Genomic DNA, 23,413 nt, shown 5'->3' with positions numbered 1-23,413 from the left:
CGCCGTTCCAAGACGAGCGCGCCTTGCAGGTGGCGGCCCCCCTTCCCCAGCCGGGGCGCCGTTCCGGGACCAGCGCCGCGTCCCCAGGGGCGGCGCTGGTCCGGATGGAGCGCGCCCTGCCGGGTGGCGTTCCCCCTTCCCCGAGCTGATCGGCGGGGTGGGAGGTCAGCTGACGCCGACGGCGCTCAAGGTGGAGCCGGTGCGGGTTTTGGTGACCTTGAGCTGGGCGGTGATGCGGGAGCGGAGTTCGGGGACGTGGCTGACGATGCCCACGGCGCGGCCCCCGTCGCGGAGGCCGTCGAGGATGTCGAGGACGCCGTCCAGGGTGTCCTCGTCGAGCGTGCCGAACCCCTCGTCCACGAACAGCGTCCCCAGCTCCGCGCCGCCCGCCTCGGCGGTGACGACGTCGGCCAGCCCGAGCGCCAGGGCCAGCGAGGTGATGAAGCTCTCGCCGCCGGACAGCGTGGCCGGGTCGCGGTCGACGCCGGTCCAGCCGTCGGCCACTTTCAGGCCCAGCCCGCCACCCGCACGCCCGCGCGCCCCGGCCGTCTTCCCCAGGTCGTGCCTGAGCAGGTAGCGGCCGCCCGACATGTGGTCGAGCCGCTCGTTGGCGGCGGCCACGACCTGCCGCAGCCGCTCCCCCAGCACGAACGACGACAGGCTCATGCTCCACTGGTTGTCGCTGGACGTGCCGCTGGCCAGGGACGCCATGCGTTCGGCGAGGCGGTGCCGGTCGGCGGCGGGACGCCAGCGTTCGAGGTGCCCGGCCAGCTCGTCGCGCAGCTCGGCCAGCCGCCGCGCCCTGGCCGCCGCCCGGTCGCGTACGCTCGCCAGCCGCGTGTGCTCCTCCTCCAGCGCGTCACGTTCCGCCCCTGCCGCGGCCAGGTCGGGCGCGGGCTCGGCCGCGGCGGCCACCAGCTCGGGGTCGGCGAGCACGCCGCTGACGGCCGCGTGCTGGTCGTCGAGCCGGCGCAGCAGCTCGGCCTGGCGCTCCCGCTCGGCCGGGCTCCGGTACGCGGCCTCCGCATCGCGCACATCGCCGAACCCGGCCTCCGCCGCCGCCTCCTCGGCCGCCCGCTTCGCCCCGGCCAGCTCGTCCCTGGCGGACACCGCCGCCTGCGTCGCCTCCAGCGCCTCACGCAGCAGCCCGGCCTCGTCGTTCAGCCGGGACAGCCGGGCGGTCAGCGTGGCGTCGCCGCCGCGCGCCGCGTCGAGCCGCGCGGTGAGCCGTCCCGCGTCGCCGCTCAGCTCCTCGTGCCGGGTACGCGCGGCCGCGAGGCGCGCCGCCACCCGGCGCCCCTGCTCCTCCAGTTCGCCACGCTCGCGCCCGAGCCGCGCGGCCTCCTCCGCGAGCCGAGGCTCCCCGGCCGCCGAGTCCTGAAGCCTGCGCAACTCACGCTCAGCCGCCGCCAGCACCATCTCAGCCTCAAGCTCAAGGCCGAGCCGCGCCTCATGCCCCCGGCCGGCCGCAGCGTCGTCGAGATCCAGCCGCGCCATGACACCCGCCTGCGCCCGGTCGGCCAAGGCGTCGTCGAGATCGAGCTGCGTCATCACACCCGCCTGCCCGGTCTCCCCCTGCGCCTGGCCGGCCACGGGATCCAGGTCGAGCTGAGCGCGTACGCGGGCCCGCTCGGCCTGCCGCTGGGCCCGGTGGGCTCGGGTGGCGGCGAGGGCCTCGGCGATCTCGCGGGCCTCGTCGCGGACGCGTTCGCGGTCGGACTCCACCCTCTCGAGCGCCTGCGCCAGGGCGGGCTCGCGGTCGGCGACCGCCTGGAGGCGGGCCAGCTCCTGCCCGGCCTGCTCCACGTGCTCCTCAGCGGTGGTCACGTCGAGGCCGTCGGTGGCCGCGGCGGCGTCGGCGTGGCGGGACTCCAGCGAGGCCAGGGTACGTTCGGCGGCCTCGCGTTCGGTCAAGGCGGCGTCGTGGGCGGCCTCGGCCTCGCGTTCGTCGTCGGCGGACGGAGCGCTCGGAGCGGGCGCGGCGGGGTGGGGGTGGTGCTCGGAGCCGCAGACGGCGCACGGCTGCCCGTCGGCGAGATCGCGCGCCAGCTCGGCCGCCATGCCGTCGATGCGGGCCTGCCGCAGGTCGAGCCAGCGTTCGCGGGCGGCCTGGGCCTGGTCGACCAGCACCTGGTGCGCGGCCCGCGCCGATTCGAGCTCGCCCGCGAGCCTCTCGCGGCGGTGCGTCGCCTCCAGCGCGACCCTGGCCGACTCCAGCGCCGCCGTCTGGGCGGGGATGGCCGCGGCCTGGGCGCGTGCGTCGGCCAGCGCGGCCTCCGCCCCGGCGAGCCGGGCGGGCAGCTCGGCCTCCGCGGCGGCCACCTCGGCCTCGCGCTGCGCCAGCCCGTCGAGCTCGGCCGCCAGCGCGGCCAGCTCGCCGTCGATCTCGATGAGGTGCGCGGCGGCGTCACGCGCGGCCTTGGCGGCCGGGATCCGCGCGGCGTCGGTACGGGCCAACGCCAGGCCCGCCTCGGCCCGCTCGATCAGGGCGGGCAGCTCGGCCAGCCGGGCGATCACGCGTTCGTCGGCGCGCACCAGCTCGGCCAGTTCGTCCTCGACCCGCAGCAGGTCACGCCTGACCACGGAGAGCCTGGCCTCCTCGGTCAGCAGCTCCTGCAGCCGCGCGATCTCGTCCTGCCGCGCCCGCTCCAGCGCCGCCAGCTCCCCGACGCTGGGCCCACCCTCGTCGATCCGCCGCTGATCGCCGAACCGCTCGCCGGGGGATCCGTCGGAGGCGGAGGGGCCGGAGGAGGACAGGAGGGGGCGGGCGCGGGCGAGGGCGTCGGCGGCCAGGGCGCGGGCCTTGGCAGCGGCTTCTGCGCGTTGCCCGGCGGCCGTGATCAGGGGGACGACGCGGTCGGCTCTGGCCGCGTCGTCGAGGATGGCCTGCAGGTCGGCGCGCTCGTCGGCACGTTCGTCGAGGGTGCGGCGCAGGGTGAGCGCCTCGGCGTACCGGCGCTGCCGTTCGGCCAGGGCGGCGGCCTGCTCGAAGCGGGTGCGCGCGGCGCGTACGGCGACGCCTGCCGCGGTGTGCTCTTCCTCGGCTCGCGTCACGACGGCCCGCGCGGCGGCGAGCAGCGCGCCCGCCCACGGCAACGGCTCCTCCTCCGGCGACGGCACCTCCCCGGCGGCCGAGGCCACCGGCTCGGTGGGCTCGGTGAACTCAGGGTCCGGGGTGAGGGAGTGCAGGAGGGTGGGGCCGGCGGCTTCTTCCAGGCGTTTGACGGCGAAGTCGACCTCCTGGCGGAGGTCCTGGGCTTCGCGCCAGGCCTGTTTGCGGTGTTCGGCCAGCCACGACTCGGCCGAGGTGAAGATCTTGACGGTGAAGAGGCGTTCGAGGAGTTGGGCGCGTTCGTCGCCGGCGGCGCGCAGGAAGCGGGCGAAGTCGCCCTGCGGCAGCATGGCCACCTGGCAGAACTGGTCGGCGTTCATGCCGAGCAGCTGCCCGACGAGGTCACCGGCCTCGTCGAGGCGGGTGGTGAGGCCGTGCCAGTCGGCGCCCTGCCACTCCGACAGCACGACCTTGGACTTCTCCTCGGTGACGCCCGTGCCGCGCAGCTTGGGCCGCTGCCAGGCGGGTGAGCGCTGGATGCGCAGTAAACGGCCCCGGAGGGTCACCTCAAGGGTCACCGAAGGGCCGGTGCCGGGCGGGGCGTGGTCGCAGCGCAGGCTGCGGGCGCTGTTGCGCTGGCCGGGCACCTGGCCGTAGAGGGCGAAGCAGAGCGCGTCGAGGACGGTGGTCTTGCCCGCCCCGGTGGGCCCGTGGACGAGGAAGAGCCCGGCCTCGGACAATGCGTCGAAGTCGACGGTCTCGGTGCCGGGGAAGGAGCCGAACGCCGTCAGCGTGAGCCGGTGCGGCCGCATCTACGCCATCGTCTCCTTCACCCTGGACGCCTCGATGGCCTGTCTTAGCAGGTCTTCCTCCTCGGGTGCGGCAGGCTCGCCGCGGACCTCCTTGACGAAGTCGAGCGCGACCTCCGCCTCGGGCCGCCCGCTGAGGCGTACGGGCTGCGCCGCGGGGACGGCCCCCACGGGCTCGAAGGACAGGGCGAGGGTGTGGGGGAAGCGGGCACGCAGCCGGTCCATCGCGGACTTGGGGCGCACCGGGTCGGTGAGGATGATCTGCAGCCAGTGGTCCTCGTAGGGGGCGTGGCGGGGATGGGTGAGCAGGTCGTCGATCTCGCCGCGCAGCCGCCCGACGGGACGGGGCACGGGAGCGGGCACGAACTCCACCTCCTCCCCCAGTGTCACCAGCCAGGAGCCCTTGACGTGGCCGACCTCGGAGAAGGAGTAGGCCAGCGGCGAGCCGGAGTAGCGCACGGTCTCGGACATGCGCTGCCGCCCGTGCAGGTGGCCGAGCGCGACGTAGTCGGCCCCGTCGAACGCCGTCAGCGGCACGTGGGCGACCCCGCCGACGCTGATGTCGCGCTCGCTGTCGCTGGCCTGCCCGCCGGTCACGAAGCAGTGGGACAGCACCACCGAGGCGCGGTGGCGGGCGGCGTCGGCCCTGATGCGGGTCATGGCGTGGGTGATGGCGGCGGTGTGGCTGCGGTCGGGCAGCTCCCACTGGGCGCGGACCAGCTCGGGCTCGAGGTAGGGGATGCCGTAGAAGGCGACGTCGTCGACCAGGACGGGCTCCCACGACTGGCCGGGCGAGGTGCGCACGTGGACGCCCGCCGCCTCGAACAGCGCGGAGCCGAACCGCAGCCGCAGCGCCGAGTCGTGGTTGCCGCTGATCAGCACCACCCGGGCCCCGGCGGCGCGCAGCCGGGCGAGCGCCTCGTCGAGCAGCGCGACGGCGTCGACGGGCGGCAGCGCGCGGTCGTAGACGTCGCCGGCCACCGCCACGACGTCGACCCGCTCGGCCCGCACTGTCTCGACCAGGTGATCGACGAACGCGGCCTGCCCCGCGAGCAGGCTCTCGCGGTGGAAGGAGCGCCCGAGGTGCCAGTCGGAGGTGTGCAGGATCCGCATGTCGCAGGAAGCTAACAGCTCTCACTGACAAATGCGGCCTCTCCAGTCCCACGCGCCGGGAGTAGGCTGAAAGATCAGCGGGCAAACCAACGCACATGGGGAGGCCGATGCGCACTGGCCGTGGCACCTTGAGCGTCGCCGCCGGTCTGGTGCTGGTGGCTCTCGCGACGGTCGGGTACGTGTTGCCGCCCGCATTCGACCCGCCGCCGCTCAAGGTCGATCCAGCTTTTCAGGCGATCCCGCCTCAGCCCGCCGAGGAGCTGAGGCCGGTGATCGCCGCCGGCGCGATCCGCGAGGAGAAGATCTCCATCCCGGCGGAGGCCCAGCGGCTCCAGGGCACGCTGCGGGTGCCGCTCACGCCTGGGCGGCACCCTGCGATGGTGTTCGTGTCGGGGTCGGGCAACGGCTCGCGTGAGGAGTTCACGCCGCAGGCGGAGTTCCTGGCGAAGGCAGGCGTGGTGACGATCGCGTTCGACAAGCGCACGATCGGTTACGACTTCCGCCGCCGCGACTTCGGCCTGCTGGCGGACGACGCGCTGCGCATGGTCGAGTACCTGCGGACGCGGCCCGAGGTCGATCCCGCGCGGGTGGGCGTGTGGGGCGTGTCCGAGGGCGGCTGGGTGGTGCCGATCGCGGCGGCCAAGAGCACGTCGGTCGGGTTCGTCGTGCTGGTGTCGTCCCCCAACGTCTCCCCGCTGCGCCAGGTCGCCTGGGCGCTGAACGAGCAGCTGCTGCGGCTGCGGGCCCCCGCCGGCGTACGCGACCTGCTGACCAGGGCGATGGGCGGGGTCGGCTTCGACTTCCTGCGCTACGACGCGATGCCCGCCTTAAGCCAGGTCAAGCAGCCGGTCCTGGCGTTCTACGGCACCACAGACCCCTCGATCCCCTTCGTCGAGTCCACCAAGGCGCTCATCACGGCGCTCGGCAAGGCGGGCAACGACGACTACACGATCCGGTTCATGGGCAAGGGCGATCACGCCATGCGGGTCAACGGCGGCGACTTCACCAGCGGCTACCTGGAGACCCTGGCCAACTGGATCAAGGGCCTGCCGCGCACCGCGAAGCCGCCGGTGCACATGGCGGGCGCGACCCCCGTGCAGCGGTTCGAGGCGAGCGACGTACCGGCCGCCCCCTGGTACGCGGGCGGCACGATGCTCGGCCTGACGATCTGCCTGGCCGCCGTCGGCTACGTGGCGGGCCCGGTGGCGGCCATGGTGGTCCGCCTGCGGCACCGCCACCAGACCCCCGTCGAGACCAACGCCCGCCTGTGGCCGCCGATCAGGCGGCGTCTGACCCGGATGGCGTGGACCGGGCTCGGGCTGCTGGCCTCGGTGGTCGCGTTCATCACGCTGCTGGTGCTGTTCTCGGTCAACCAGGCGGGCGCCTGGCCGGCCGTGCTGGCCGGCTGGCTGGTGGTGCGGCTGCTGGCCGTGCTCATGCTGATCCAGGAGGTCACGGCGGTGGCGGCGTACGTGTCGGCGCTGCGCGAGGGGCTGCAGCCGACCCGCTGGCAGTACGTGTCCGTGGCCGGCGTGCTGGGCGGCACAGGGCTGCTGCTCGTGGCCGCCGCCTACTACGGGCTGTTCTCCTTCCCCTGGTGAATGAAGGTGGCCATCCAGCGGTCGATCTCGGCGAAGACCTGCTTGCGTACGGGCTCGGCGGACAGCACGAGGTCGTGCACGCCGTCCTGGATGCGCACGCAGGTCACGTGCGGCCCGACCGAGGTGGACCAGCGGGCGATGTGGCGGGGGTCGAGCACGATGTCGGCCGAACTGGCCTCGGGGACGAAGTCGCGTACGCGCAGGCCGTTGCTTGAGGCGAGCACGAGCACCGGCACGTCCACGGAGAGCCCGCCGTGCAGCCGCCGCTGGGCGCGCCGGATGGCGGCCAGCCACATGGCGTGCACGGAGAAGCCGCCGAGCGGCTTGAGCTCCAGGTCGTAGTCCCATTCGCCGTGTTCGCTGCGGTGCAGGGTGCGGCCGTAGACGTTGCTTGAGGGCAGGGGCAGCACCCACCGCGTGTACGACAGCGGCGTCTTAAGCAGGTCGGCGGCCAGCCGCAGGTGGGTGGGCACGTTGAGGTCGAAGAACGGGCTGTTGAGCACGAGCCCCTGCACCAGGCCCCGCCCGCGCACCCGGTCGGCCCACAGGGGCGCGACGAGCCCGCCGGTGGAGTGGGCGTTGATGGTCAGCTCGTCGTGGTCGCGCCGGATGACGCGGACGGCCTCGTCGATCTCGGGGAAGTATTCTGTGACGCTCCTGACCAGGCCCCTGGTCTGGTGCGGCAGCAGGGATCGGCCGTATTTGCGCAGGTCGAGCGCGTAGAAGTCGATGCCGCGCTGGACGTAGTGGTCGGCCAGGTGGTCCTGGAAGAAGTAGTCGGTGAAGCCGTGGAGGTAGAGCACCGCCCTGCGGGAGGCGGGCTCGGCCTTCCTGGACACCAGCGTCGCGACGACCTCGCCCTCGAAGTCGTCGGGCATGGGCAGCACGGTGATCTCGTACATGCTAGACACGATAGGGATCGTCGGGCCAGGAGGGCACACCGGAGGGCAGGTCGGTGCTGACCCGCATCGGGAAGTCGGGCTGCCGCTTGCCGAGGAACGCGGTGACGCCCTCGACCGTGTCGGGCGCGCCGCCGAGCTCGGTCATGAGGCGGGAGTCGGCGGCGTGCGCCTCCCAGGGCGAGGCGGCCGACAGGCCCGACCACATGAGGCGGCGGATGGCGGCGACGGAGACGGCCGAGGTGTTGTCGGCGATCTCCCTGGCCAGCGCGTACGCGGCGGGCAGCAGCTCGTCCGCTGGATGGACGCGCGAGACCAGCCGCCCTTCGAGCGCCTCGGAGGCGGGGAAGACGCGGCCGGTGGCGGCCCACTCCATGGCCTGGGCGATGCCGACGATCCTGGGCAGGAACCAGCTCGACGCCGCCTCGGTGACGATGCCGCGCCGCGCGAACACGAACCCGAACCTGGCGTCCTCCGAGGCGAGCCTGACGTCCATGGGCAGCGTCATCGTGACGCCGACGCCGACGGCCGGGCCGTTGATCGCGCCGATGACGGGCTTGAGCGAGCGGGCGATGCGCAGCGCGACCGTGCCGCCGCCGTCGCGCGGCACGCCGTCCACGGTCTCGCCCCCATCCTTGCCCTTGAACGTGCCTCCGCCGCCGCCGAGGTCGGCCCCGGCGCAGAACGCCCGGCCGGCCCCGGTGACCACCACCGCGCGGACGTCGTCATCGGCGTCGGCCAGGTCGAAAGCCTCGATCAACTCTCCGCGCATCGTAAAGGTGAAGGCGTTCAGCCGGTCGGGACGCTTCAATGTCACGGTGGCGATGCGATCGGTCACCCCGTACTCGATCTCTGAGAAGCCCATGCCTAGAATCTTATTCGGTCGCTGAAATTCATCCCCAGATAACGTCATATTTCGTATACGGAGCATAGGCTGCCGCCTCGATGAAGCCTGGGGACGACCGCGCCGCGCGGTTGACCACCGGGTTTGAGGGCTTCGCGCCTATGGTGGAGCACGCGGGGAAACGGGGAAGGCGTGGAGCAGGCGAAGGAACCAGGGAGCGCCGCGGCGGTCCTCGGGTGGCTCGTGCTGGCGGCACTCGCACCCGGGGCCGCTCATCTGCGCGCCGGCCGGCGCAGGACCGGCCTCGTCCTCCTCTCCTGCTACGCCGCCATGCTGCTCGCCGTGCTCGCGGTCGCGCTGACCAGCGACCTCGGCACGCTGCTCGGCTCGGCCACCCAGAACTCGTGGATCACCGCCGTCATGATCGGCACCGGCGTGCTGGGCGCGGCCTGGTTCGCGCTGATCGTGCACTCGTTCGTGGTGCTGCGGCCGGGCCGGCTCGGCCCGGCGGGGCAGGCGCTCACCGGCACGCTGGCCGGGCTGCTCGCCGTCGTGGTCGTGGTGCCGTTCGGGTACGCCGCCCACTCCGCCAACACCTACCGGGAGGCGCTCGGCCACATCTTCCAGCCCCCCGAGCTCGCCGATCAGCCGCCGGCCCCCGAGCCAGAGCCTGAGGACCCGTGGGCGGGGCGCGAGCGGGTCAACATCCTGCTGCTGGGCGGCGACGCCGACGACAACAGGACCGGTGTGCGTACCGACAGCATGCACCTGGCCAGCATCGACGTGCGGAGCGGCAACACCGTGCTGTTCAGCCTGCCGCGCAACCTCGAGGACGTGCGCTTCCGTCCCGGCACGCCGATGGCCCGCCGCTTCCCCGCCGGCTTCGACCTGCCGAAGGACGCCGGCGGCGGCAGCAGCGACCTGCTCAACAGCGTGTGGGAGTACGCCGACGCCCACCCCGAACTGTTCGACGGCAAGCAGCACCAGGGGCCCAAGGTGCTGATGGACACCATCGGCTACACCCTCGGCCTCGACGTCGACTGGTACGCCCTGGTCAACATGTGGGGCTTCGCCCGCCTCATCGACGCCATCGGCGGCATCACGATCACGGTCGAGCAGGACGTCGTGTTCGGCAAGTACAACGAGGGCCTGGTCAAGGCCGGCACGCGCCGTCTCAAGGGCGCCGACGCCATGTGGTACGCCCGCTCGCGCACCTTCAGCGACGACTTCACCCGCATGCGCCGCCAGCGCTGCGTGATCGGCGCGCTGCTCGACCAGGCCGACCCGGCGACGATCCTGACCAGGTTCAACCAGGTCGCGCGGGCCACCAAGAACCTGATCAGGACCGACATTCCGCAGCCGATGCTGCAGCACCTCGTGCCGCTGGCGCTGAAGGTGAAGAACGCCGAGGTGACCAGCCTGCAGTTCGTGCCGCCGCTGATCAACACCGGCTACCCCGACTGGGACGAGATCCGCTCCCTGGCCCAGAAGGCGATCCGCGAGTCGTCCCGTACCGAGCGGCCCGTCGCGGCCTCCGCCTCACCGTCGGCTGCACCGGCCTCAGCCTCATCGTCGGCCTCACCGTCGGCCTCACCGTCCGCCTCACCGTCGAAGACGCCCGCGCCGAAGAAGAAGTCGGCCAAGCAGGACGGCGACGACCCCGTGCAGGGCCTCACGCAGGGCTGCGGCCCCTCGACCAGGAGCTGATCGGCCAGGAGCTGATCGGTAAAGAACCCGCCTCGGCGCTGTGGCGTACCCGCCGGGCGCGGCGGCCCCCATGATCTCCTGGGCGGTGTCGCCGTACCTCGGGAGGTCCGCCATGCACCGCCGCCTGCTCGCCCTGTCCGCGCTCGCGCTGGTCGTCGCCGCCGGCACGCCCACGAGCGGGCTCGTGGACCGGACGCACGGCGTCCGTGACGCGCTCATCGAGGCCGGGTCCCGCTTCTCCGGCATCGCCGACATCATCACCGGCGTGCACCTGGCCCGCTCGCTGCATTCCTGAACCCGGCTGAACCCAGGCCCCGCAGAGCGCGTACAGCCTGCGGGAAGGGGGCGTCATGAGCATGCCGACCGGATGGCAGGTGCTGGGCCCGGCCGACGACCTGCCGCTCGCCCGGCGCCGGGAGGTCAGACGTGGAAGGACTCCTTGGTCATGCGGCGGAGACGGTGCTCGTCTATCTCGTGGCCGAGCCCCGACTGCGTCAGCGGCACCGCGATGACCCCGCCGTTCGCGCCCACCACGGGCGTGACGATCTGGTTCTGGCGGGGCGGCTGCGTCACGTCGCACGGCAGCGTGCACCCCGGCAGGCTGGCCACCGCGACGGTGGCGGCCCTGGCCAGGCCGGCGCCCTGGCCGCCGGTGCACTGGATGTCCCACCCGGCGGCGGCGGCGCGGTCGTGGGCGCGGCGGGCCTCCGACAGCGAGGGGAACGCGGCAGGCCGCAGCAGCAGCACGCGGGCCGCGCGCAGGGTGAGGTAGTCGTCGAGCTCGGCGGCCGAGGCGACCTCGACCGCCACGGACGCGGCCACCTGGTCCTGGAGCGAGGCGTGGGAGGTGACGTCGGTGGTGGCGAAGGGGCGTTCGATGACCTCGAGGCCGTAGGAGTCGAGCGCGACGAGCTGGTCGAGGTCGGTGTAGGCATTGCCGCAGTCGACGGCCAGGGTCAGCGCCGGGTACGCCTGCCGCACCGCGCGTACGGGCTCGACGTCCCAGCCGGGCCGTACGTCGAGGGTGACATGTCCGTAACCGGCGCAGATCTGCTGGTTGACCCGGGTGACCAGGCCCTCGACCGACGAGTCGGGCGACAGCCGGACCGTCGCCATGAGGGAGGTGCGGGTGCCGCCGATCGCCTCGGCGAGCGGCACCCCGCGCATCTTGGTCCACAGGTCCCAGCAGGCCATGTCGACGGCGCTGTCGCCGCTCGGCACGGTGTCGGGGTGTTCCCAGTCGACGCCGATGAGCAGCGCCGCCAGCGTCTCCTCCAGCCTCGACCAGGTCTTGGCCGGGGGCGCGGTCGTCTCGCCCCACCCGGTCATGCCCCCATGGTCGGTGAGCTTGACGAGCAGGCTCTCCGACTTCCTGCCGAAGGGCAGGACAAGCCGGAAAACCTCAAGCTCCCGGACTCGCGGCATGCATCCCCCTTTATGGCGCGGCTCCTTCCATAGTGCCCGGTGCGGAAGCGTGCACAAAACGCGGGGCCAGCACGAAGGCTGCGACAGCCAGCAGAGCGGTGAAGGCGAGGCCGATGAGATAGCTCCCGCCGGCGGCGGTGAACAGGGCGCCGCTGATCGCGACCGCCACCACGGTGAACACCGACTCGCCGACGCCGACGGCCGCGCTGTTGCCGCCCTCTTCGCCCTCCTTGGACATCTCCAGCACCAGCACGGACACCGTCGGGTGCAGCGCGCCGATGCCGAGGCCGGCGATGGCCATGGCGACGTACGCGACCGCGATCGGCATGGAGTCGAGCAGGACGAGCGTCACCAGCCCGATGCCGATGGCGATCATCGCGGCGCCGCCCCTGATGGCGGCCATGTTGCCGACCATGCCGCGGCCCTTGATCCAGGACCCGGTGGACCAGCCGAGCGCGCCGATCGTGAGCACGACGCCGGCGCCGGTGGCGGTCATGCCGCGCTCGTTCATCAGCATGAGCGGGATGAACACCTCGGTGGCGGTCAGCGCGCCGAAGGCCAGGCCGCGCAGGACGGGCGCGGTGGGCAGGCCGCGGGCGGCCCGCATCGAGCCGGGCAGCAGCAGCTTGGGCAGGGACACGGCGAGCAGCACGATGCCCGCCGCGAGCAGGGGCAGGCCGGCCGTCTTGAGCGCGCCGCCGTACTGCAGGAGTGCGGCGGCGACGGCGGTGAGGGTGGCCCAGACGAGCTTGCGTCCGAGGCCGGGCGCGGGTCCTGCGACGGGGTCGTCCTCACCGGTACGCCCCGCGGCGCCGCGCCACAGCAGCAGCGCCGCCGGGATCACGATCAGCGACACCCCGAGGAAGATCCACCGCCAGTCGGTGTTCTCCACCACGAAACCGGCGATCGCCGCGCCGACCATCGAGGGCACCACCCAGGCCGCCGAGAACAGGGCGAACACGCGGGGATGCATCGCGGGCGGGTAGGCGCGGGCGACCAGCACGTACAGGGCCACCTGGATCAGCCCGGCGCCGAGCCCCTGCACGAACCGGCCGGCCACGAACACCTCCATGATCGGCGCGAACCCCGCGAGCAGCAGGCCCGCCACGAAGGTGGCCACGCCGACCGCGATGGGCGGCAGCGGCCCGCGTACGTCACTCCACCGCCCGCCCAGCACGGTCGCGATCACGCTGGCCGCCAGGGTGGCGCTGAAGGCCAGGTTGTACAGGGGCATGCCGTCGAGGTCGCGCGCCACCACGGGCATGGCGGTGGCCACCGCCATCGCCTCGAACGCCACCAGCGTCACGAGCGCGACCAGTCCGATGCTCAAGGCCCGGTAGGGGGCGGACAGCGCACCCGGAGGGGCCGCTGCGGTCTTCTCCACAATCGTCGTCATGTGCGAAAACGTATGGGGCGGCCCCTGTCCGGCACATCGGGCATCGGCCCTAGGCAATTGGGCCTAAGGCAGGCTCAGCCCTTGGGCATGCGGGCCTCGATGCCGTCGAGCATGAGGTCGAGCCCGTAGCGGAAGCGTTCCTCGCCCTCGGCGTCCACGAGGTCGTCGATGTGCTTGGTGACGTGGGGGAACTGCTCGGCCGGGAGCGCCCGGTAGTAGGTCGTGATCTGGTCGACGAACGCGTTGAAGTAGTCTTCCCTGTTGTCGTAGCCGGCCGCGCGCATCCTGGCGTAGTGCAGCGACCCCTCGTACGCGTCGCCTGCGATGTAGAGCGAGAGCCGGTCGAGGGCGATGGCCGCCTCCCTGGGCGGCATGCCGGCATCGACGAGCAGCCCGTACATGAACTCGCCCGCGCGTACGGAGTTCTCGCCCGTGGGGATGGTGGCCAGCGCCGCCCTGGCGACGTCGCCGTGCGCGCCGAGCACGCGGTGCGCCTCCAGCGCGTACGCCCGCAGCTGCTCCTTCCAGCGGCCCGGATCGCGTTCGGGGAGCACGATCTCGCCGAGCACCCGGTCGTAGAGCAGCTCCAGCAGCTCCTCCTTGTTGGCGACGTGGGCGTAGAGCGAGGCGGGGCCCGTGTCGAGCTCCTGCGCCACCCGTCTCATGCTGAGCGCGTCGAGCCCCTCGGCGTCGAGGATGCGCATCCCGGTCTCGACGATGAGGTCCTGGTTGAGCTGCCGTCTCGGCTGCACCGGCTTGCGCGTCTTGCGCCACGGCGGCGCCGGGACGCCGTCCGCTCCTTTGCGATCCACCATGACGAACAGTGTACTTGACACGAACACCGTTCGCCATTACAACAGTGTTCGTTAACGAACGCCGTTCGTCGAGACGAACACCGTTATCCAAGGAGTCGCCCCATGACCGTGACCGCACCCTCGGCGCAGACCGAGCTACAGCCCTACCGATGGCGCTGGGTCGCCCTGTTCGTGATCCTGGCGGCCGAGGTCATGGACCTCCTGGACGCGCTCGTCACCACGATCGCCGCCCCCACCGTGCAGAAGGAGCTGGGCGGCTCCGACAGCCTCGTGCAGTGGCTCGGCGCCGGCTACACGCTGGCCATGGCCGTCGGCCTGATCACCGGCGGGCGCCTCGGCGACCTCTACGGCAAGAAGCGCATGTTCGTGATCGGCGCGTGCGGCTTCACCGCGGCCTCGCTGCTGTGCGGCGTCGCGGTCAGCCCCGAGATGCTGATCGCCAGCCGCGTGTTGCAGGGCCTGTTCGGCGCGGTGATGATCCCGCAGGGACTGGGGCTGATCAAGGAGATGTTCCCGCCGCACGAGATGGGCAAGGCGTTCGGCATGTTCGGGCCCGTCATGACGATCTCGTCCGTGGGCGGTCCCGTGCTGGCCGGCTGGCTGGTGGACGCCGACTTCTTCGGCACCGGCTGGCGCATGATCTTCCTGATCAACCTGCCCCTCGGCCTGGCCGCCGTCCTCGCCGCGCTGCGCTACCTGCCGGAACACCGCTCCGCCGGCGCCACCCGCCTCGACCTGCCCGGCGTCGGGCTCGTCTCGGTCGCCGCGTTCCTGCTCGTCTTCCCGCTCATCCAGGGCCGCGAGCTGGGCTGGCCGGCCTGGACGTTCGTGTCGATGGCCGCGTCGATCGCGGTGTTCGCCCTCTTCGGCCGGTACGAGGCCCGCCGCACCGCCTCGGGCCGCGACCCGCTCATCACGCCCAGCCTGTTCCGCAAGCGGGCCTTCACCGGCGGGCTCGTCGCCGGGCTCGCGTTCTTCTCCGGCATGATCGGCTTCAGCCTCGTCTTCAGCCTCTACACCCAGCTCGGCCTCGGGTTCAGCCCGCTCGAAGCCGGCCTGGCCGCGCTGCCGCAGGCGCTCGGCGGCGTCGTCGGCTTCGGCATCGCCATGTCGGGGCTGCAGGAGAAGCTGGGGCGCGGCCTGCTGCAGATCGGCACCGTCGTCATGGCCGCCGGCGCGGCCACGCTCGCCCTCACCATCCACCTGGCCGGCACCGACGTCGGCACGCTGCAGCTCGCCCCCGGGCTCGCGCTGGCCGGCATCGGCATGGGGCTCACCATGGCGCCGTTCTTCGACATCGTGCTCGCCGGCGTCGAGCCGCACGAGTCGGGCTCCGCCTCCGGCACGCTGACCGGCATCCAGCAGCTCGGCGGCGCGTTCGGCACCGCGCTGCTCGGCACGCTGTTCTTCAACATGCTGGCCGGGCAGTGGAGCTTCGGCGCCGCCATGCAGGTCACCGTGTGGGTGGAGGTGGGGCTGCTGGCGCTGACGTTCGGGCTGTCGTACCTGCTGCCCCGGCACGCCCGCCCCGAGCAGCAGGCCGCGTGAGGCGGGTCAGGGCGCGGCGGTGTGGTGCTCGGCCCAGCGGGCGATGTCGCGCCGCTCGATGGCCGCGGCCATGAGATCGGGGAAGGCGTCGGGTGTGCACGCGAACGCGGGCACACCCATCGCGGCCAGCGCGGCCGCGTTCTCGTGGTCGTAGAAGGGCGCGCCCTCGTCGGACAGCGCGAGCAGCACGATCACCTGGACGCCGGCCTGCGTCATCGCCGCCACCCTGCGCAGCATCTCCTCCCTGACCCCGCCCTCGTACAGGTCGCTGATCAGCACGAAGATCGAGTCGGCCGGGCGGGTGATGAGGCCCTGGGCATAGGCGATGGCCCTGTTGATGTCGGTGCCGCCGCCGAGCTGGGTGCCGAACAGCAGCTCCACCGGGTCGTGCAGCCGGTCGGTCAGGTCGGCGACCGCCGTGTCGAACACCACGAGGGACGTCTTCAACGACCGCATCGACGCCAGCACGGCGCCGAACACGCTCGCGTACACCACCGAGGCCGCCATCGACCCGCTCTGGTCGATGCACAGCACCATCTCCCGCTGCACCGACCGCTGCCGGCGCGCGTAGCCCACCAGGCGGGAGGGGACGACGGTGTTCTTCTCCGGCAGGTAGTTCTTCAGGTTCGCCCGGATCGTACGGTCCCAGTCGATGTCGGCCGTGCGCTTCGGCCGGTGCGTCCTGGCCGACCTGTCGAGCGCCCCCGACACGGCGGCCCGCGTCTTCTGGGTCAGCCGGCGCTCCAGCTCCGCCACCACCGTGCGCACCACCGCCCTGGCCGACTCCCTGGCCTGGTCCGGCATCACCTTGTTGAGCGCGAGCAGGGTGCCCACCAGGTGCACGTCGGGCTCAACGGCCTCGAGCATCTCGGGCTCCAGCAGCAGCCTGGTCAGGTTGAGCCGCTCGATCGCGTCCTTCTGCATGACCTGGACGACGGTGGACGGGAAGTACGTCCTGATATCGCCCAGCCACCGCGCCACCCGCGGCGCCGACGCGCCCAGCCCTCCTTCCCGCCGGTCCGCCCGTCCGCCCTCGCCGCCCCTGGCCCCGCCGTCCCGGCCGCTCTGGTCGTAGAGCGCCGCCAGCGCGCCGTCCATCTGCGCGTCCGCGCCGTCGAGCGCGCACCCGGTGCCGTCGGCGGCCCCGCCGCCGAGCACCAGCCGCCACCGCCGCATCCGCTCATCCTGCTCACTCACCGGCCCGACCTCCTCCTCCGGTCGCCGTCCTTCCCAGGATCGACAGGACGGCCGCCACCGCCGGGGCGGCGCGATGGTCGTCCACGTCGTGCCGGCCAGGCCCGTCGTCGCGGCCCGCGGAGCGCAGGCGCTCCCCCACGGCCCGGCGCTCCGGGGGCGCGAACGCGCCGAACGTGCGGCGCAGCAGCGGCAGCACGTCGGTGAACTGCTCGCAGGACAGCCCGGTCAGCCACTCGTCGACCAGCCCCAGCAGGCGGGGGTCGTGCACCAGCAGCAACCCGCCGCCCGCCAGGAACCCCTCCACCCACGCCGCCGCCCGCGCCGGCGCCTGGCCCCGGGACATCGCCCTCGACATCCGGTCACCGGCGTCGTGCAGTTCGCCCGCGTCCAGCAGGATCCTCGTGAGCCGGCCCTCGATCAGGCCGTGCAGGTCCTGGCGTTCGCTGATCGCGCGCAGCGTCGCCATCCACCGGCCCCTCGGCGCCCCTTCGATGGCGGGTCTTTCCCCGTCGAGGAGGGCGACCGCCGAGTGCACGGCGTCCACGTGTTGGAGCAGATCGGCCGCCGCGTCGTCGTCCAGCCCCGTCACGGCCACCGGGAGCCCGACGCAGATCCGTTCGAGCATCGACCGGACGATCACCGCCAGCCCCTCCGCCGAGGTGCCGCGCACGTCGCCGTAGCGGTGTGCCCGCACCATCGCGGGCAGCGCCGCCATCAGCCGGGTGACGTCGGTGTCGAGCGCCGCCTTGGCCGACAGGGCGGCCAGCACGTCCGGCAACGCCTCCGGCAGGTCCGCCAGCAGGCACTGCTCCACCAGCCCCGTCAGGTCCGCCAGCGCAGCCTCCCCGGACGCCGCCAGGTCGCGGGCACGCCGCCCGGCGGCGGCGACCACGGTGGTGCCGAGGGCGGCGTGCTCGATGAGCGCGAGATCGTGCTCGGGCCGCCAGCGCAGCGTCCACGTCTCCCTGAACGTGCCCTTCCCGCGCGCCTGCCCCGGCGCGCCCCAGCCGACCTCCAGCAGCCGCAGCCGGTGCAGCAGGTGGCTGCGGTCGAGGTCGAGCGGTTTGCGCAGATCGAGGTCGATCTCCCGGTCGAGCGCCTCGGGCTTGAGCTTGAGCCTGCGCTGCCGGTCGCGCAGGTCGCGCTGGAGCGGCACCATCGGGATGCCGTCGGGGACGTGCCCGAGCCGGTCGCCGACCACCATGCGCCGCTGGATCAGCTCGACCGCCAGGTCGTCGCCCTCGCACAGCACCGCCCTGGCCGCCTCGGTGACCTCACCCAGCCCCGCCAGCGGGCGGCCGCGCAGGGCGGCGAGGCTCTCGGCCAGCCGTACGGACTCGATGACGTGCGCCGACGACACCGCCAGCCCCTCGTCGCGCAGCACCGCCGCCGCCTGCGCCAGCCACCGCTCGATCGGCCGGTCCCCGGCCTCGAACAGGTGGTGGTACCAGCCCGGCGAGGTGATGCCCGCGCCGTAGCCGCTCCACGACGCCAGCCGCCCGTACGTCCACGGCACCCACGTCAGCTCGACCTTCGCCCTCGGCAGGCCGCGCAGCAGCGCGTTGTCGGCGGTCGCGGGCGGGAAGGGGGCCGTCAGCGCGGGCACGTGCCAGGCGCCGCAGATCACCGCGATCCGGCCGTGGCCCTGCTTGACGGCCGCGCGGATGGTCTTGCGCATGTACGCCTCGCGCGCGGCCTCCCGCTCGTCCGGCCGGTGCCCCTCGCGTACGGCGGACATGGCCTCGGCGATCACCGCGAACGGCGTGTCACCGTCCCGGTGCTCGACCACGTCCTCCCACCAGCGTTCGGGATCGTCGTAGCCGGCCGCCGCGGCCAGCGCCCCGATGGGATCGACGGGCGCCTCACCAGGGGCGGCGGGCTCCCCGGTCGCGGCCAGCGAGTGGGCGGCGGGCAGGTCGCAGAACCGGACGGGGACGCCGGCCGCCGTGCCGTACCTGATCGCCTGCCACTCCGGCGAGAACGCGGCGAACGGCCAGAACGCCGCCCGCGCCGGCGCCCCGGGCACGTGCGCCAGCAACGCGACCGGCGGCTCGAGCCCGGAGGCGTGCGCGACGAGCGCGTCGGCCTCGGGCGGCCCCTCGATGAGGATCGCGTCGGGCCGCAACCGCTCCAGCTCCCGCCGCACGGCCCGCGCCGACCCCGGCCCGTGATGCCGCACCCCGAGCACGGAGACCTTCCGGGTGGTCATGACACCTCGCGGCAGGCGCGGTAGAAGTCGTGCCAGTCCGTACGCTCGCGCACGACCGTCTCCAGGTATTCCCGCCACACCACCCGATCCGACACCGGCTCCTGCACCACCGCCCCGACGATCCCGGCCGCCACGTCGGACGCCCGCAGCACCCCGTCGCCGAAGTGGGCGGCCAGGGCGATGCCGCTGGTCAGCACCGAGATGGCCTCGGCGGTCGACAGGGTGCCGCTGGGCGACTTGAGCTTGGTGCGGCCGTCCTCGGTCACCCCCGTGCGCAGCTCCCTGAACACGGTCACCACCCGCCGGATCTCCGCCGGCCCCGTCGTCGTCTCTGGCAGCTCCAGCGAACGGCCGAGCTGGGCGACGCGGCGGGCGACGATGTCGACCTCCTCGTCGGCGGTGGCGGGCACCGGCAGCACGACGGTGTTGAACCGGCGGCGCAGCGCGCTGGACAGCTCGTTGACGCCCCGGTCGCGGTCGTTGGCGGTGGCGATGACGTTGAAGCCGCGCTCGGCCTGGACCTCCCTGTTGAGCTCGGGAATCGGCAGCGTCTTCTCCGACAGCACGGTGATCAGCGCGTCCTGGACGTCGGACGGCATGCGGGTGAGCTCTTCGACGCGGGCCACCCGGCCCTCGGCCATGGCGCGCATGACCGGCGACGGGGTGAGCGCTTCGAGCGACGGGCCCTCGGCCAGCAGCCGCGCGTAGTTCCAGCCGTAACGGATGGCCTCCTCCGCCGTGCCGGCCGTGCCCTGCACGAGCAGCGTCGAGTCGCCGCTGATGGCGGCGGCGAGGTGCTCGGACAGCCACGTCTTCGCGGTGCCGGGCACGCCGAGCAGCAGCAGCGCGCGGTCGGTGGCGAGGGTGGCGACCGCGACCTCGACGATGCGGCGCGCGCCCACGTATTTGGGGGTGATGCGGTCGCCGTCGCCCAGGATGTACGTGGTGACGGCCCACGGCGACAGCCTCCAGCCCGGCGGCCTCGGCCGGTCGTCGTCCTTGGCGAGGACGGCCAGCTCCTCGGCGTACTGGTCTTCCGCGTGCGGGCGCAGAACGGTCATCGGTGGAGCTCCTTGTACATGTCAGCGCGGAAACGCAGCAGGGCGGCGACCTTCTGGACGGGTTCGGCCGGGGAGAAGTCTTCGGCCAGCTCGTGCAGGTCGGGGTCGATGTGCTCGCCGGCCAGCTTGACCAGCTCGGCGAGGTTCCACGGCTGCGTGGTGTTCACTTTCACGATCTTGCGGAGGACGGCCGCCGCCAGGCCCTCACCCCAATGGGACGACACCCCGCCGAGCACCATGATGAGCTGGCTGTCGAGGTCGTGCTCCGCGACGAACCTGGCCGCCAGCTCCTGCTGCTCCGCGGGCGGCAGGGCCACGAGCAGGTCGGCGATCGGGTCCCAGCCGAACATGGCACGCGCCCACTCCGGGTCGCGCTGCAGCACCGCCGCGCGCACCCAGGCGCCCTTCACCTCGACGTCCCAGTCGGGGATCTTCATGGCGAGCAGCCGGGCGGGCGGGTGCTCCCAGACGGAGAGCGGGGCGCGGGCGATGATCTGCTGCAGCCACCAGGCGCGCTCGCCGGTGCCGCGGGGCGGCTTCTGGCGTACGCCGTCGCGTTCCATCTCCTTGTCGCAGGCCGTGGGGGCCTGGACGGCGATGACGCCGCCGGTGATCGTCACGCAGGCGCGCAGCCTCTCCGCCATGCGCCGCGACATGCGGGACTCCGGCAGGCGGGTCAGCAGGTTGGCGGCGGCCTGGCGCACCTCCCTGCGGCGGTCGTCGAGCGCCTCCTCCAGGAACGGCTCGTCGTCCATGCTCAGCCCCTCGGCCAGCACCTCCACGAACCCGGCCCGATCGTCCGGCGACTCCCGCTCCCACGTGCTCTCCAGCAACTCCCTGGCCTGAGCCGGGCAGGCCGCCCTGAGCGCCGTCAGATGAGCCCGCCGGTCGGCCGCGCCGCCCAGCTCCCACGTCTCGCCGGTCGGCTCCTCCAGCAGGTAGTCCCAGCCGGGGTTGAGCCCGGCCAGCCAGCGCCCCCGCTGCCCGGCCAACACCCCCAGATGCACCCGCATCGACCTATCCCGCCGCCCGCGCTCCAGCAGGTCGGGCAGCACGTACGGCGGGACGATCCGGCCGGTCGCAGCCGCGGCGGCCAGCCACTCGGGCAGCAACCGCTCATGCTCACCGCCGAGAATCCGCCGCAACCGCTCCGCCGCCCGCCGCCCCACAACCCCCCGCTCCTCCAGAACCGCCCGCCCCGGTCCGAACGCCCTGCCCGCATCGGTGTCATCGGGTACACGGCTCTCGCCGGGCGCGGAGGGTTGTGGCGGCTCGTCCGGGGTTCTGGTGCCCGCTCGCCGGCGTACGGACTCCACGGCGGCTGCTTCCAGCAGGTCGCCGGGGTACGGGCGGCGGTCGGTGCCCACGAGCGCGGTCGAAGCGAGGTCGTCCCAGCCGGTCACAGGATCACCGTCGTTCCTTCGTCGTCCCAGGTGGTCAGGGGGCGCAGACCGGCCGGCGTCCATTCGGCGGCCACGGTGAGCGGGTGCCCGCCGGAGACGGCGATGAGGCGCCAGGGGTCGTGGGAGCGCGGATGCAGCGGCAGGCCGCCGATGGTGCGCCGGTCGGGCACCACGCCCGTGAGAACGAGCGGCCACGACTCCGTCCACGGGTCCTCGGCGAGCGCGCGGGCGACCTCGTCGAGGGCTTCGGCGGGCGTCATCCCGGGAGGCACGGGCTCAGGCTCCTCGGTGGACATGGCCGGGGTGTGGCGGGTCGCCACCAGGGCGCGGAGCGGGGCGGCGCCCGGGTAGTAGGCCAGGTCGGCGTCGATGGCGGTGCCCGTCACCAGGGAGGCGTCGAGCGGCTGCCCCTGCGGCGCGAAGGACAGGATGAGGGCGGCCCGTCGCGTACGGCGGCCGCGCAGCCACACCCGGCGCGCGGTCAACCGGTCCTGCGTCTCGTCACGCCGCCCCAGGACATGCCACACATCCCGGACCACCGGCCCCGTCAGCACCTCCTCCTTGGTCACGGGGAACCCGACCCGGATGAGCACCGTACGCGCGAGGTCCGGCGGCAGCTCAGCCCTCCTGCGGTAGGCGACGGCGAGGAGATTGAGCAGGGCGTACTCCTCCAGCAACCGCCCCGGCCACCCCTCCTCGGCCCGTACGCGCGACAACCGCGACACCATGCCCGCCACGCCCGGCGCCTGCGCGTCGATGAGCCGCTTGGCCAGCCCCTCCCAGTCATGCTCGGCCGCCACCGCCAGCCCCTGCCGTACCTGGTCGGCCAACCACCGCTCCAGCTCGGCCAGCCCAGCGGCGACCCGCCCATGCCGTACGGACTCCGCCCCGGCCGCACGCGAGCCGCCCCGCCCACCCGCACTCACCCGCTGGGCACCGTTCCCCACTCCACCGGCGTCGCCCGATGCCTCATCGCCCCCGACCGAGCCGCCGCCATCAGGGCCCGCAAGAGTTGCCCCAGCGGCGGCCTGCTCAGCGACGACCTGCTCGCCGGCGGCCTGCTCACCGGCGGCGGTCTTCCCGGCGGCGGTCTGTTCGGCGGAGGTCTGTTCGGTGGCTGTTGTGTCGGCGGGGGTCGCGGCGCGGGCGGCGGACTTGGCGGCGCGGGCGGCGCGGCTGTCGAGCCACTCCGTCACCCACTGCGGCGCGCCCGCCTCGGCCGGGACCGCCTCGTCGGACCACAGGAGCAGGAGCCCCAGCGCGTGCTTGCACGGGAACTTGCGGCTCGGGCAGCTGCACCGGTAGGCGGGCTCGCTCAGGTCGACGCACGCCAGGTAGGGCGTGGACCCGCTGCCCTTGCACTCGCCGTAGACGACCATGCCCGTGTGGCCGCGCACCGGCCATTTCGCGGGCGTTGCCACGCCCTGCGCCGCCTTGCGGGACGAGGTGTCAGGGGCGAGGGCGAGGACCTGATCACGGCTCCACCGTTCGATCACCTGCCGCAGACTAGCCAGCCGCACCGACAATTCCCGGCCTCGTTTCCCACCCGTGACCAGCCCCACGCCCTCCACCCCGGACCGGCCCGATCCGTGTGTTGCGCGGGCGCCTAGACTCGCTGTGTGGAGTTGCGGATCTACCCTGACGGCCCGTCCGTCGAAGTGGCCGACGAGGCGGCGGCGCTGGCCAGCTCGCTCGACGGTCAGCTCGTTCTCGACGGACGCTTCCTGCGCAGAGACGTCACCGGCGCCCCCGTCGCCTTCGTCGAGCGTCCGCCCGTCGCCGCCGCTCTCGACCTGCTGCCGCATCCCGAGGGCGGCTGGTTCAGGGAGACGTGGCGGTCGCCGGTGACGTTCACGCCGGACGGCTATCCGGGGGAACGGGCCAGCGCCACCGCCATCTACTTCCTGCTCCACCCGGGCGAGGAGTCCGTGCCGCACGTGGTGCGCTCGACGGAGCTGTGGCTGTGGCATCGGGGCGGGCCGCTGGCGCTGACCATCGGCGACTCCGTCGTCACCCTGGGGCAGGACGTCGAGAACGGCCAGGTGCCGCAGGCGGTCGTGCCGGGCGGGGTCTGGCAGTCGGCGCGCCCGGCCGGGGACGAGGCGGTGCTGGTGAGCTGCGTGGTCTCCCCCGGCTTCGACTTCGCCGACTTCTCCGCCTGACACCCGACACCACCCACGTACGTCGCGAGACCTGCTGCCGGCGGGCTCTGCCTGCTTCTTGGCGCTGGGCGTCACTCCTAGGAGACTTCTGATGATGTTGCTGGTCAGACTTCCGATCATGTAGGTCGAGGGTCAGGCTGGGTAGCATGATGGGGCGTCGTCCCGAGCGGCC

Annotated in this window: 17 protein-coding genes; 5 read left to right on the top strand and 12 right to left on the bottom strand. The window is 73.2% G+C overall.

All coding sequences use genetic code 11. The features are described from left to right. Positions 1-165: 165 nt before the first annotated feature. Positions 166-3,864: an AAA family ATPase gene (locus tag AB0K18_RS34555; RefSeq protein ID WP_364922948.1), complete on the bottom strand. Its 3,699-nt coding sequence runs from the start codon at positions 3,862-3,864 to the stop codon at positions 166-168. Next, positions 3,865-4,974, bottom strand: coding sequence for an exonuclease SbcCD subunit D (locus AB0K18_RS34550; RefSeq protein WP_364922946.1), 1,110 nt, complete (start codon positions 4,972-4,974; stop codon positions 3,865-3,867). Positions 4,975-5,081: 107 nt separating this feature from the next. Here AB0K18_RS34550 and AB0K18_RS34545 point away from each other — a divergent pair, with 107 nt between their 5' ends. Then, on the top strand, positions 5,082-6,575 hold the full coding sequence (locus AB0K18_RS34545) for a prolyl oligopeptidase family serine peptidase (RefSeq protein ID WP_364922943.1): 1,494 nt from the start codon (positions 5,082-5,084) through the stop codon (positions 6,573-6,575). Here the strand turns inward: AB0K18_RS34545 and AB0K18_RS34540 are convergent. Continuing rightward, entirely contained in the window at positions 6,548-7,477 is a 930-nt protein-coding gene (locus AB0K18_RS34540; RefSeq protein ID WP_364922940.1) for an alpha/beta hydrolase, read from the bottom strand. The two genes, AB0K18_RS34545 and AB0K18_RS34540, sit on opposite strands and share 28 nt — an antisense overlap. Before the next feature lies 1 nt (position 7,478). Continuing rightward, entirely contained in the window at positions 7,479-8,339 is an 861-nt protein-coding gene (locus AB0K18_RS34535) for an enoyl-CoA hydratase-related protein (RefSeq protein WP_364922937.1), read from the bottom strand. Between the two features lie 171 nt (positions 8,340-8,510). Here AB0K18_RS34535 and AB0K18_RS34530 point away from each other — a divergent pair, with 171 nt between their 5' ends. Both AB0K18_RS34530 and AB0K18_RS34525 read left to right on the top strand, forming a co-directional pair. Continuing rightward, positions 8,511-10,025, top strand: coding sequence for an LCP family protein (locus AB0K18_RS34530; RefSeq protein ID WP_364922934.1), 1,515 nt, complete (start codon positions 8,511-8,513; stop codon positions 10,023-10,025). A gap of 40 nt (positions 10,026-10,065) precedes the next feature. Then, entirely contained in the window at positions 10,066-10,320 is a 255-nt protein-coding gene (locus AB0K18_RS34525; protein ID WP_364922931.1) for a hypothetical protein, read from the top strand. Between the two features lie 125 nt (positions 10,321-10,445). On the opposite strand, the gene AB0K18_RS34520 is transcribed toward AB0K18_RS34525, so the two are convergent. The 3 genes from AB0K18_RS34520 to AB0K18_RS34510 form a co-directional block, all read right to left on the bottom strand. Then, positions 10,446-11,450 (bottom strand): enolase C-terminal domain-like protein, encoded by a 1,005-nt coding sequence (locus AB0K18_RS34520; protein WP_364922928.1) that lies wholly within the window; start codon positions 11,448-11,450, stop codon positions 10,446-10,448. Between the two features lie 10 nt (positions 11,451-11,460). Then, on the bottom strand, positions 11,461-12,846 hold the full coding sequence (locus AB0K18_RS34515) for an MFS transporter (protein WP_364922926.1): 1,386 nt from the start codon (positions 12,844-12,846) through the stop codon (positions 11,461-11,463). A 74-nt stretch (positions 12,847-12,920) separates the two neighbouring features. Then, on the bottom strand, positions 12,921-13,661 hold the full coding sequence (locus tag AB0K18_RS34510) for a TetR/AcrR family transcriptional regulator C-terminal domain-containing protein (protein WP_364922924.1): 741 nt from the start codon (positions 13,659-13,661) through the stop codon (positions 12,921-12,923). A 102-nt stretch (positions 13,662-13,763) separates the two neighbouring features. Here AB0K18_RS34510 and AB0K18_RS34505 point away from each other — a divergent pair, with 102 nt between their 5' ends. Beyond that, on the top strand, positions 13,764-15,209 hold the full coding sequence (locus AB0K18_RS34505) for an MFS transporter (protein WP_364922922.1): 1,446 nt from the start codon (positions 13,764-13,766) through the stop codon (positions 15,207-15,209). A gap of 6 nt (positions 15,210-15,215) precedes the next feature. On the opposite strand, the gene AB0K18_RS34500 is transcribed toward AB0K18_RS34505, so the two are convergent. From AB0K18_RS34500 to AB0K18_RS34480, 5 genes are read right to left on the bottom strand one after another with little or no spacing between them, the layout of a single operon-like run. Beyond that, complete coding sequence (locus AB0K18_RS34500) at positions 15,216-16,385, bottom strand: VWA domain-containing protein (RefSeq protein WP_364923251.1); 1,170 nt, start codon at positions 16,383-16,385, stop codon at positions 15,216-15,218. Between the two features lie 13 nt (positions 16,386-16,398). Beyond that, complete coding sequence (locus tag AB0K18_RS34495) at positions 16,399-18,615, bottom strand: DUF5682 family protein (protein ID WP_364922919.1); 2,217 nt, start codon at positions 18,613-18,615, stop codon at positions 16,399-16,401. Beyond that, positions 18,612-19,676: an AAA family ATPase gene (locus AB0K18_RS34490; protein WP_364922916.1), complete on the bottom strand. Its 1,065-nt coding sequence runs from the start codon at positions 19,674-19,676 to the stop codon at positions 18,612-18,614. Before AB0K18_RS34490 ends, AB0K18_RS34495 begins: the two co-directional genes overlap by 4 nt. Further along, entirely contained in the window at positions 19,673-21,079 is a 1,407-nt protein-coding gene (locus tag AB0K18_RS34485; RefSeq protein WP_364922913.1) for a DUF5691 domain-containing protein, read from the bottom strand. Before AB0K18_RS34485 ends, AB0K18_RS34490 begins: the two co-directional genes overlap by 4 nt. Continuing rightward, positions 21,076-22,575 carry an SWIM zinc finger family protein gene (locus AB0K18_RS34480; protein WP_364922910.1) on the bottom strand — a complete coding sequence of 500 codons (1,500 nt, stop codon included), beginning with the start codon at positions 22,573-22,575 and terminating at the stop codon, positions 21,076-21,078. The genes AB0K18_RS34485 and AB0K18_RS34480 overlap by 4 nt, the downstream gene beginning before the upstream one ends. Positions 22,576-22,698: 123 nt before the next feature. On the opposite strand from AB0K18_RS34480, the gene AB0K18_RS34475 reads away from it, so the two are divergent. Beyond that, complete coding sequence (locus AB0K18_RS34475; protein ID WP_364922907.1) at positions 22,699-23,241, top strand: cupin domain-containing protein; 543 nt, start codon at positions 22,699-22,701, stop codon at positions 23,239-23,241. The last annotated feature ends 172 nt before the right edge of the window (positions 23,242-23,413 follow it).

This window comes from Nonomuraea sp. NPDC049421, from assembly GCF_040677005.1.
Lineage (GTDB): Bacteria > Actinomycetota > Actinomycetes > Streptosporangiales > Streptosporangiaceae > Nonomuraea > Nonomuraea salmonea.
The sequence above is the reverse complement of the archived record's forward strand: the minus strand, read 5'-3'. Positions and strand labels throughout refer to the sequence as shown.